This window comes from Levilactobacillus yonginensis, from assembly GCF_003946265.1.
Lineage (GTDB): Bacteria > Bacillota > Bacilli > Lactobacillales > Lactobacillaceae > Levilactobacillus > Levilactobacillus yonginensis.
The window spans coordinates 1-10,802 of sequence record NZ_RHNO01000039.1 but is presented as its reverse complement, the minus strand read 5'-3'; the positions used below and the strand labels follow the sequence as shown (position 1 = coordinate 10,802).

Annotated in this window: 10 protein-coding genes, 6 tRNA genes and 1 riboswitch; of the genes, 5 read left to right on the top strand and 11 right to left on the bottom strand. The window is 46.6% G+C overall.

Annotated features, from left to right (window positions below; genetic code table 11):
• Positions 1 to 419: 419 nt before the first annotated feature.
• Complete coding sequence (locus EKM87_RS11915; protein WP_125684958.1) at positions 420 to 1,190, bottom strand: Cof-type HAD-IIB family hydrolase; 771 nt, start codon at positions 1,188 to 1,190, stop codon at positions 420 to 422.
• A gap of 148 nt (positions 1,191 to 1,338) precedes the next feature.
• Between EKM87_RS11915 and EKM87_RS11910 the strand changes: the two genes are divergently transcribed.
• The gene (locus EKM87_RS11910; RefSeq protein WP_125684956.1) at positions 1,339 to 1,986 is read left to right on the top strand and encodes a deoxynucleoside kinase; all 648 of its coding nucleotides are present in this window, start codon (positions 1,339 to 1,341) and stop codon (positions 1,984 to 1,986) included.
• A 50-nt stretch (positions 1,987 to 2,036) separates the two neighbouring features.
• On the opposite strand, the gene EKM87_RS11905 is transcribed toward EKM87_RS11910, so the two are convergent.
• The 3 genes from EKM87_RS11905 to metK form a co-directional block, all read right to left on the bottom strand.
• A complete protein-coding gene (locus EKM87_RS11905; protein ID WP_125684954.1) occupies positions 2,037 to 2,360 on the bottom strand; it encodes a DUF960 domain-containing protein in 324 nt (107 codons plus the stop codon).
• A gap of 77 nt (positions 2,361 to 2,437) precedes the next feature.
• Entirely contained in the window at positions 2,438 to 3,907 is a 1,470-nt protein-coding gene (locus EKM87_RS11900) for an MDR family MFS transporter (RefSeq protein WP_125684952.1), read from the bottom strand.
• Between the two features lie 270 nt (positions 3,908 to 4,177).
• The gene (gene metK / locus EKM87_RS11895; protein ID WP_125684950.1) at positions 4,178 to 5,377 is read right to left on the bottom strand and encodes a methionine adenosyltransferase; all 1,200 of its coding nucleotides are present in this window, start codon (positions 5,375 to 5,377) and stop codon (positions 4,178 to 4,180) included.
• A riboswitch (SMK box riboswitch) is annotated at positions 5,375 to 5,494 on the bottom strand. (Overlaps the previous gene by 3 nt.)
• 130 nt (positions 5,495 to 5,624) lie before the next feature.
• Here metK and EKM87_RS11890 point away from each other — a divergent pair.
• Complete coding sequence (locus EKM87_RS11890) at positions 5,625 to 6,332, top strand: hypothetical protein (protein WP_125684948.1); 708 nt, start codon at positions 5,625 to 5,627, stop codon at positions 6,330 to 6,332.
• Positions 6,333 to 6,433: 101 nt separating this feature from the next.
• A complete protein-coding gene (locus tag EKM87_RS11885) occupies positions 6,434 to 6,778 on the top strand; it encodes a hypothetical protein (protein WP_125684946.1) in 345 nt (114 codons plus the stop codon).
• A 90-nt stretch (positions 6,779 to 6,868) separates the two neighbouring features.
• On the opposite strand, the gene EKM87_RS11880 is transcribed toward EKM87_RS11885, so the two are convergent.
• Positions 6,869 to 7,465, bottom strand: a complete 597-nt coding sequence (locus EKM87_RS11880; protein WP_125684944.1) for a hypothetical protein — start codon at positions 7,463 to 7,465, stop codon at positions 6,869 to 6,871.
• 319 nt (positions 7,466 to 7,784) lie between these two features.
• On the opposite strand from EKM87_RS11880, the gene EKM87_RS11875 reads away from it, so the two are divergent.
• Both EKM87_RS11875 and EKM87_RS11870 read left to right on the top strand, forming a co-directional pair.
• A complete protein-coding gene (locus EKM87_RS11875) occupies positions 7,785 to 8,108 on the top strand; it encodes a heavy metal-binding domain-containing protein (RefSeq protein ID WP_191988576.1) in 324 nt (107 codons plus the stop codon).
• 410 nt (positions 8,109 to 8,518) lie between these two features.
• Positions 8,519 to 9,091, top strand: a complete 573-nt coding sequence (locus EKM87_RS11870; protein WP_125684939.1) for a matrixin family metalloprotease — start codon at positions 8,519 to 8,521, stop codon at positions 9,089 to 9,091.
• Positions 9,092 to 10,230: 1,139 nt separating this feature from the next.
• Here EKM87_RS11870 and EKM87_RS11865 read toward each other — a convergent pair.
• The 6 genes from EKM87_RS11865 to EKM87_RS11840 all read right to left on the bottom strand — a co-directional run bounded on the left by EKM87_RS11865 (position 10,231) and on the right by EKM87_RS11840 (position 10,800).
• Positions 10,231 to 10,315 (bottom strand) — tRNA-Leu (locus tag EKM87_RS11865).
• A gap of 31 nt (positions 10,316 to 10,346) precedes the next feature.
• Positions 10,347 to 10,417, bottom strand: a tRNA-Cys gene (locus EKM87_RS11860).
• Between the two features lie 57 nt (positions 10,418 to 10,474).
• Positions 10,475 to 10,547 (bottom strand) — tRNA-His (locus EKM87_RS11855).
• 14 nt (positions 10,548 to 10,561) lie between these two features.
• Positions 10,562 to 10,632, bottom strand: a tRNA-Trp gene (locus tag EKM87_RS11850).
• 7 nt (positions 10,633 to 10,639) lie between these two features.
• Positions 10,640 to 10,722: transfer RNA gene (locus EKM87_RS11845), tRNA-Tyr, on the bottom strand.
• 5 nt (positions 10,723 to 10,727) lie between these two features.
• Positions 10,728 to 10,800: transfer RNA gene (locus tag EKM87_RS11840), tRNA-Phe, on the bottom strand.
• Between the last annotated feature and the right edge of the window lie 2 nt (positions 10,801 to 10,802).

Here is a 10,802-nt window from a genome sequence, read left to right as displayed (position 1 = left end):
ATTTACTATCCGCCCGCATAGCGGGTGGTTTTTTGTTTCGCACGCTTTAGCGTGCTCAACCGGGCCTAAAGGCATAACAAAAACAGCCATGGCGAACGCCATAGCTGTTTCTTGGAATTAAATTAAAATGCTCATGATTCGGCAGTCAAAGGTGGTGATTTGCTTCCTTGGACATTAGTCACAACAACAAGCTAACAATCATAAGTTGAGCATTCTCCGACTACCACCGAGACGGCCTACAATTACAGCCGATAGGTTGGCAGATATGGGCTCAGGCGCGAAATTATTCTTAGTCAGCGGGTGATTTCCCCACTGGCTTAGAATAAGGCCAAGCTTGTAGACTCGTGGTTTTCGAGGCTTCAAGTTGTGCCCGCACCGTTCCAGCCCATATCTGCCAACCGGTAAGGCGAAAAGCGTACCTACTTGATGAGCCCAAAGTGTTGGAGACCGCGGACAATACCATCCGTTGTATTCGACGTTGTAACGTACGTAGCCCTCGCCTTGGCCTCAGGAACACCATTACCCATGGAGATAGGCACATCGACCTCGTCAAACATCTGAAGGTCGTTGTAACCATCCCCGAAGGCATAGGTCTTAATTCCTTGTAGGCCAGCCTTTTCAATCAACGTGCGAATACCAGACTGCTTGCTGACGCCATGAATCATGGTATCCAAACAGCGCGGATTATTGCGTACGAGATCCAGTTTGCCAGCAAATTTTTCCTGATATGCCTGATCCTTATTTCGGTTGAAGACATTCAAAAAATTAATTTCCTGGTTTTGATACCACTCGGCATCGACCACCGGATCCAACCGTAAAAGCTGAAAATTCTCCGTTGTATCAGCATTGGCCTGGCTCAACCGAAACCCTTGGCTGGTATAGTACGCCAACGGGTCCCCTTGCTCGTTCGCAAACGCTGTGATATCATTTAGCGTCTGCTGGTCAATCACGGACGAGGTCAGGCGTTTGCCCTCTAACTGGACATAACTGCCATTGGCCCCAACCACGGAATCAATCCCCGTGGCGTCCAGAACATATTGAATCTCAAAAATGTTTCTTCCAGTCGCGATAACTGGTAGAATATGATGTTGTTGCATCTCGTGAATAGCGGCGATGCTGGCTGGCAAGACATGCTTGTCGTCGTCAAACAACGTACTATCTAAATCAAAAAAGACAATTGCTTGATACATACCATAACCTCCTAATCAACAACTCTACGGCTCCATTATACAGCCTAACCAAAGTTAACGAAATGGAGAAAAATCTGTCTAGCAGATGTAGTACAGAGCATTTTTATGGTACACTATATCTTGTATATCTAATTAAAGAGGGGCTATCATGGTGATAATTACAGCTGGAATGATCGGTGTCGGTAAAACGACCCTTACTGGAAAGATTGCGACACACTTGGGAACTCAGGCATTTTTCGAGCCCGTTGGGGACAACCCTGTGCTGCCACTTTACTACCGGGATCCTAAGCAATATGGTTTCTTACTGCAAATTTACTTCTTGAACAAACGTTTCAGCATGATTAAGCGAGCGCTTGCCGACGACAACAACGTCCTCGACCGTTCCATTTACGAAGATGCCCTCTTCACGCGCGAAAACAACGCTGAAGGGAACATCACGGACACGGAACTTGAGGTTTACTTGAACCTCCTCGACAACATGATGAACGAACTGGAAGAATTGCCAAAGAAGGCACCAGACTTGTTAGTTTACGCTGACGCTGACTTTGACACGATTCTTCATCGTATCAAGAAGCGTGGCCGTGACTACGAACAATTCGATAACAATCCAGAATTGGAAAGTTACTACAAGAAGATGTGGACTGCCTACCAAGGCTGGTTTGCTGACTACGATGTTAGTCCTAAGATTAAAATTGACCTGCAAAAGTACGACTTAGACGTACCTGGCAACACCGACCTTGTTTTAGCACAAATCGATGACGCCTTAAAGGATATTCGCTCCAACGCTACCGTTTAGGAAGCACACAAAAAAGACCACAAACCGTCAGGGTTTGTGGTCTTTTTGTTTTATCTATCAGCTGTTTCGGATGGTAAAAGAATAATCTGGCTGTCACCATCGTCATAAGCCAACACCGTTTCCGGGAGTTCAGGGGTATACCCGAATTCAGTATCAAATCCCGCCCGTAACGTCATCTGCTTGTCGTCCGTTTGAACATACTCGAACGTTGTGTTGCCCTGATTGTTGTGCAACTTAAACGTCAGCAGGTTATCCAACGGGAATAGCCCTTGGAGGTCGCGGTCAATAATCTGCCAAACGGCATCGATCATGTCACCAGGCATGGCCGCAACGGTACCATAGCTGGCATACCGCGCATGATTGGTTTCAAACATCTTCTCGCCTCCACTTTCGGTCATTTAGCACCATTATACCGTAAGTTATTTGAAAACGGGAATATTTACGCTTACCTTTAGACAACGCCCTGGGTGCTCCGACGGTCTAAAATATTCACCAAAAATGAAATAACAATCAGCAAGGCACCTGCGATGAAGATGGCATGTAACCCCTGATACAAAATACCGTGAAGCGTTGGTAGCAGATGAGCTGGTAAATCCTTAGCCGTCTGCGGATTGATCAATTTATTCATCATTGCCATGGTCGTGCCCGGGTGACTGGCCACACCACGCGCCATCGCAACGTTCATGATAATTCCAAAAATGGAGACCATAATGGTCTGTCCCAGAGTCCGTGCCAACGTATTGAATGAAGTCGCGACTCCCACCTCATCGGTCGCCACGTGACTTTGTACGGTCACTGTGGTCGTAGTAATGGTAATCCCAAATCCGGTTCCACAAATGGCCGCAATCACGAAGAAACTCCAAAATGGCGTGCTCATTGGCAGAACTGCCATCGTGACCGCCCCAATGATAACTAGCGTCAAAGCAATGTTCACAATCTGATATGGTGAGCGGTTCAACAACAGTTTACCCGCAATGAATGACCCGACAATCCACATCAAGGAGCTGGGGGTGATTGCAAAACCAGCTTGAGACGCTAACAATCCGAGAAGTCCTTGCGTCCAGGTTGGCAAGTACACTTCAAAGCCCATGATAAATCCACTGAGCAATGCCGCGATTAAATTTTGAATGACAAACGTGCGGTCCTTAAATAATGACATTGGAATCAAGGGGTCCGCTACCCGTCGTTCCTGACGGATAAACAGGCCAAACGACACCACGGCCACGATAAAGCCCACGATGACCCAAGTCAAACTAATCCCACCGTCACCTAGCAACTGGAACGTTAACATCATGGCTAGTAACCCGACTGAAAGCCAGATACAGCCCCCCCAGTCCATCGTAAACGTCTTGCGTTGAGTGGACTCATTAAGGTTGAACCAAATCAACGCCATGGTGATCAACCCAATCGGAATATTAATGAAGAAAATCCAATGCCAGGAAAGTTGATCCACGATAAAGCCTCCCAGTAAAGGAGCCACCACAGCCGCTATTCCCCACGCTGAGCCGTTTAGTCCCATAACCCGGGCCCGTTGTTCGACTGGATAAATATCGGCTAGGATCGTAAATGAGACAGGCATAATGGCCCCAGCCCCAATTCCCTGCAGGGCTCGCCAAGCAATTAAGGTTTCCATACTGTGGGACATCCCTGACAGCATCGATCCTAAGACAAAGACGAACAACCCGACCAGGAAGACCAGCTTGCGACCCACTGTATCAGCCAACTTGCCATAGATGGGGGTGGCCAACGCACTGGTTAGCAGAAAAATTGAGAAAACCCAGTTCATCAAGGCCACTCCGTGTAAATCACCGACAATGGTGGGCATGGCGGTCGAGACGATGGTTCCCTCAATGGCGGACATAAAAGTTGCGACGAAGACAGCGCCGGTAACGACACCAACGTTAGTTTGTTTCTTAACCATAATTTCCTCCTACCGTTGGCCCCGCCACACAACGTATTTGAGTGGCCAAAAGCTGCCACTTCCCAATTTCTATTCGAGATAGTAATAGATTAATTATCAGGGGTAATCTTTGAAATATCAAGAGTTTATGCTTAATTATTTACAGGATCTTCGTCGGGACACCTGGCTGTGACGTAAAACCGTCAGTCGGTCATTGGCGTTCCCCGCTAGCCGAATCTAAAAAGTCCCGACCACCCCACGGGTAATCGGAACTCTTATAGGTTTTAAAAATTATTTCGTTGCAGCTTCACAGGCCGCCTTCAAAGCGTCGACCTTATCAAGGTGTTCCCAAGGCAAATCAATGTCGGTCCGACCAAAGTGGCCGTACGCGGCAGTTTGCTTGTAGATTGGGCGTTGTAAGTCAAGCATCTTGATGATTCCGGCTGGACGAAGATCAAACAGGTCACGAACAGCTGCAGATAACTTACTTTCCGCAACGGTCCCAGTACCGAAGGTGTTCACGTAAACAGAAACCGGTTCAGCCACACCAATGGCGTAAGCAATCTGTACTTCACATTCGGATGCCAACTTGGCAGCCACAATGTTCTTGGCAATGTACCGTGCTGCGTAACTTGCGGAACGGTCAACCTTTGTGGCGTCCTTCCCTGAGAAGGCCCCACCACCATGGTGAGCAGCACCACCGTACGTATCAACGATGATCTTCCGACCGGTCAAACCAGCATCCCCTTGGGGACCACCAATAACAAACCGGCCAGTTGGGTTGATAAAGTACTTAGTCTGGTCATCAAGCAGATTGGCCGGAATAACTTCCTTAACCACCTGGTCGATTACGTCTTGACGAATTTGATCTAACGTCACGTCAGGATCATGTTGCGTACTCAGGACCACCGTGTCGACCCGCATTGGCTTGTCATTGTCGTCATATTCGACCGTGACTTCAGCCTTAGCATCTGGCCGGAGGTAGTCAATTTCGTTAGTCTTCCGCAACTTAGCGATGCGTTGCATCAAGGCGTGACTCAACATGATTGGCAGTGGCATGAGTTCAGGTGTTTCATCAACTGCGTACCCAAACATTAACCCCTGGTCACCGGCACCGATTTGGTCCAGTGGATCCTCATCACCCTTCCGCGTTTCTAAGGAGTCATCGACCCCTTGCGCGATATCAGGTGATTGTTCATCAATGGCAACTAAAACGGCACAGTTGTCGCCGTCGAAGCCGTATTGACCGTCCGTGTAGCCGATTTCTTTAATCGTTTGGCGAACGACCTTTTGGATGTCGACGTAAGCCTTGGTGGAAATTTCACCGAAGACCAGGACGAGACCCGTCGTAACGGAAGTTTCACAGGCAACCCGTGAATCGGGATCTTGTGCAAGTAACGCGTCTAAAATGGCGTCACTGATTTGATCAGCGATTTTGTCTGGATGGCCTTCAGAAACAGATTCCGAAGTAAATAAATGTCTTTCTTGCAATGGATATTCCCCCTAGATAGTGTTGACGGCAAGTTGACCGATAATCTCGTCGCCATTCGGTTACAAGGCAGCTTCACTAGACTCGTGAATCCTATCGGGAATTGACTCATAACCCAAGAAGTTTAACATAAATCAGGCTAATTTAACAAGGAAGGGCTGTGAATTTTCAAAAAGAAACGTTGACCAAACCCATAATTTTCACTAAGATAAAAGGCAATACTATAACCAGTCGAAACGGAGCGATTCCATGACCACACTCATGGCCTTCTTTAAAAACCGCACAGTGCAGCAATTGTTTATCTTCACCCTGTGTCAAAATATTCTTTGGTGGGTCGCCGGTTCGACGGCTTCTACCGGTAATCCTTTAGGAACCGACGTCAAGTTCTTCCTATTAGTGTACGGCGTTTTCTTAGCAGCCGGCTACTTCCTCATCTTGAAGCGACATTTTCAAACAACGGTTGGCCCAATTCTCGTCGTTGCGGCGGGAACGATGGGCTTTCTCGCCGCTCCCCAAGCTCACTTGGTACAGCTCTTTGCCCTTCTAATCTGTATCTTTCTCGTATTAGCTTGTATCCCACAATTAGGTTTGCAATCAGTGTATGGTCTAGTCGTCTTTAGCTTTCTCGCCGGTTTAGGGGTCCCCGTGGTCCTGTTCTTTCTCAGAAACCACTACCTGGCCGTTCAATTTCTCACACCATTAATTCCGTTAATGGCCAGTTACCTTGCGTTCTTCGAACCATACTACGTCACGGGTACCCAAGACTGGCGACGGCGCCTAATTACCCCATTGATCTTCGTGGTCACCCTATTCTGGTTACCTTTTAGTTGGCGCATCATCTTAATCATTTTACTGACAGCCGCTCACTGGTGGCTCCAAGGTCGGCTGAATCAACGCTACCGTTTAGTCATGACTGGCCTATTTCAACTGATTGTTGGTCTATTAATCCTTCTATAGCGTCAGTCTTTTAAAGTTTCGCTAAACTCCACCACTGAACACTCGTTTCTACTGCTAGCTGTGCTAGAATGGGGCATCATCTAGTTAATGGAGGAACGGAAATGACGGAAATCAAAGTGATTGGCGACATCTTAAGCGGCAAATTTCAGCCTAGCTTAACCGGTAATCAAATTGTAGATGCGGCCCTGATCGATCACTTTTGTCAGAATTTGGCAATTGCTTTACAACTCTCTGGCGACACCATTCAAGCTGAACATCACTGGGATCTGACGATTGACCCCACTGTTATCTATATCATTGACGCCCAAATTTTACGCGTCAGCGGCCATCAAAGAGGTAACGGAAACGTTATCCCGGTTAGCCACACAGACTTACTTCGAGGGCAAATTACGGCCACTAAACAACAATTAATCGCCCAAGACTCGCTACACTATTCCGTTAACTAATCGGTCCGACCATCGCATGGTTGGACTTTTTTTGTTGTCTCGATTAACGCAGCTTCTTATACCGATGGCGGGGCGATTCTTTTCATCCCCTTAGGTCAAGTCGGCAATCCGAAAATTGGGGCCCTGGGGCCAATCCTTCACCTGATTAATCTGCTTTTGTAATTGCATCAAACCCTCATCGACTAACACTCTTTTGCCATTAACAAAGAACTGCGTTTTCTTCCAATAAATTCGCGTATCTACTATTGTAAAGGACCGACGAATACGATAGCCCACTAACGGGTAGAAGAGGGTCTCTACTAAGTCCCCCTCCTCAGCTTGGACGAACCGAGCGTCGCGCAGCCGGTCCTTGCTAAAGCTGTGTTTGCGGTGAGACTTTCGGTCCCATACCTCCAGCTGATAACCCGTTCCCAAAACGTCGATTAGTTTCTGGACGGGACCGGCAAAAAAATTGAGTCGAAAGTAGGTCAGGTCGCGGATGTCCTCGTAAAGAAGATGCTGATTACGAAACTCCGTCCACCCCGCCTCGGGGAGATAATCATACAAAGCTTGTTCGGATTGCTTACACGCCATGACATTCTTCTGATGAGCTGCGCCGAGCTTAATGGCTGTGTGATCAAACGGTGACGGGGCTGCTTCCAAATTATAGCCCCCCGCATCAGATTGAAGCTTCATAGTCTTATTCATGAGTTCTCCTGATCGTTGCCCTTAATAGAAGCTGACGATAGAGTTAAAGATAGCACGTTTGAGCTGAACTTAATAGTCCCAATTATTAACAATCCATACTTCAAAAATCTTCAAAATTAGACTTGTCATCAAAATAATGTATCTTATTCCCACAAGACTTCTAGTAGGCCGTATAAACAGCCAAATGGCTCCGCCTTCATGCACTCTTGTCATATAAACAGACTAATTGCAGAGTTTAAACTTATTTTTCCTTTATCCACTTATCGTTGCTATTCCTGCCATATATGGGTATATTAACTACATCACCAGAGGAGGAATTATCATGTCAGATATTTTAGTCACGACCACCGAGAATATTCCCGGCCATCAATACGAAGTTATCGGCGAAGTCTTCGGACTCACCACCCAGTCTAAGAACTTGATCAGAAACATTGGTGCTTCGCTAAAGAACGTGGTGGGTGGGGAAATCCGCGACTACACCAATATGCTCGATGAAGCCAGAAACGTTGCCGTCGATCGTTTAAAGTTAAATGCCGCAAATATGGGAGCCGATGCAGTGGTTATGATGCGATTTGATTCCGGTTCCATTGGCACGGACATGCAATCCGTGGCCGCTTACGGGACCGCTGTGAAATATATCTAATCTTTCGTATTTTATGCAAAAAACTAGCCACTTTCGCCATTGTGTTGCATGCAATGTTCGTTACACTTCGAATTAGTTGCCCAAATATACCAACAATCCAGCCCGAGTAGCCGCTAAACCGCGGCAGACCGGGCTGGATTTTATTTTGGTCAAAAAAGTTAGATTGACCACCCAATTTCGTAGTTATCTTTGTAGCCACAATTGCTGATGTGTAACCATTCTTCCCCACACAAAAGGCCTTTTGGGACAATGTTTGTCCACAATTGAATTATTGTCCCCTGGAAACTATCCACACTCGCTTAAGTGTCCGTCCTACTCCTTTGGTACCCGTTCTATACTTATGTCAGTCAATAAGATAGCAAGCAATTGAAAAAGAGATAATTCGGATTTTAAGAAAGCGGGTATTCATCATGTTAGAAAAAATTATTAAAGGGACAGTCTTAATCGTCGCAACCATCGTCTTAACCTTAGCAGCATGCAGCTCAACCATCTTCGCCGCAGCAAAGGCACCTGTTACACCTTCATGGGGTAGCTGGAAAGACACCACTATTACATACGCAACTACCAACACTTCTTCTTACTACAAGGGTGTTTGGAAAAACGCCGTTAAGCGCTGGAACAAAGTTGGCGTTGTTCAATTAAAAGCTGCTAAGAGCGGCGAAAAGGCTGACATCACGTTAACTTCTTCCGCTTCACTCAGCACCAAGAGCGGCAAGTTAGCCGGCTACACCAACTACTCATACATCAACAAAGGTAGCAACGACAACCAAATCGTTTCCGCTAAGTCCACTTTGAACCGTAGCTTACTTACTAAGTATGGTTACACCAAGAGTCAACGGACTAACGTTGCTACTCATGAAATTGGCCATGCCCTTGGCTTAAGCCATTCATCCAGCAAGAAGAGTGTTATGTACGCATCCGACCGTTACGCATCCATCGACCACCAAGACAAAGTTGGTTTGGATGAAGCTTACGGCGAATAAGAAACAAACCTCTATCTAACATTGACATAGTAATACCCGCGAAAGCCTAGCCGTCCCGCTAGGCTTTTTTGATACAACAAGTTCACCATACTCTCAACTCGCCAACGGTCACTCGAAAGCATGGTAGCATAACCCTGGCAGAATCTCATAAATTAACAGCCTAGTTCGAGATTGCGACAGGCTCTCCCCCTCCCTAACCCTCACTCGTCACACGCCTGCTCCAGAATACCTTCTAAAAGGGTATAGCTTAATACTCAGCTATCCCAAATCTTAGGCTGGCGATTACTTCCTTTGAACGATCTTACGTTCAACTTATCAAATCAATTTCTCGTCCTCAATAATCCGGACGAAAGATGCCGCCCATTTGACAGCAACTATTTTCACAATACCCCTAGTTACCAAAATAGCGCTTTATTCTTCTAGCTAAGCGTTTTTACTATATTTAGGTATACTTACCCAAAAAAGATATAAAAGCCGCTGTCCTGGCAATTCTCGAGGCCGTTTTCTTACATATTCGTCATTTTCGCACCCTATTTATTGAATACTCTGATAGTTCGAACAAAAAAATCCCTCATCGTTTATAACATCGATGAGGGATTTAATTAAAAATAGACCCATACTGAAAAACTAAAACGATAGCTATCCAGTTAAAGCGACGTAAGTACTCACTAGTCAGTGTATCCGCTCTTAACGTTTAAGCATTGATTCATTTCAATCATATCTGTTGTCTGAGACGATTCTCTGAGAAGTTAGCTCATCACCTGATCAATCCGCAACGTTTCCACAAACAGCCCTCAATTGGCAATCCAGCTAGCCTTTGCTACTTGCTACCCACTCGGCAGCTTTCCCTAGCACCAGACAATGACACCCTAAGATGGTTCTCGTAGCAAAGAACGAAGCAACTGTCCTAGTTTTCCCCTATCGGACCATTATCCCTGCTTAGCAACCATCCTAAGCTTCATATTACTACGTCTTGTCAACCGGGCACGGGTCTTGACCGTGCCGTGATGGCCTTAGAGTGCGTTATGTCAGTTACATCCACAACAGTTACCTACCCATGGTTCATCCAGAGCACACGTAAAAATACGCAAAAAAAAAGTCATTGCCGAATGCAATGACTTCCGAGATGAAACTTCTTATACCGGAGGTGGGGTTCGAACCCACACGTCCTCAACGGACACTGGATTTTGAGTCCAGCGCGTCTGCCAGTTCCGCCACTCCGGCAAAAAAATTCTGATTGGATACACCCAGTCAAAGGTGGTAATCGGATTCGAACCGACGATGAAGGTTTTGCAGACCTCTGCCTTACCACTTGGCTATACCACCATAATCGTCTATCCAATCTGACTGGACCAACTGTTTCTTTAAGATGCCCCAATCTAGGGCGGTATGTGGGAATCGAACCCACGCGTGCCGGAACCACAATCCGGTGTGTTAACCCCTTCACCAATACCGCCATCACATTACAAACAGGGATAGTAGGAGTTGAACCCACATCGACGGTTTTGGAGACCGTTGTTCTACCATTGAACTATATCCCTATAATGATGGTGGGGAGTGGATTCGAACCACCGAACCCGAAGGAGCGGATTTACAGTCCGCCGCGTTTAGCCAGACTTCGCTACCCCACCATAAATGGCGCGGGACGGAATCGAACCGCCGACACATGGAGCTTCAATCCATTGCTCTACCGACTGAGCTACCGAGCCAT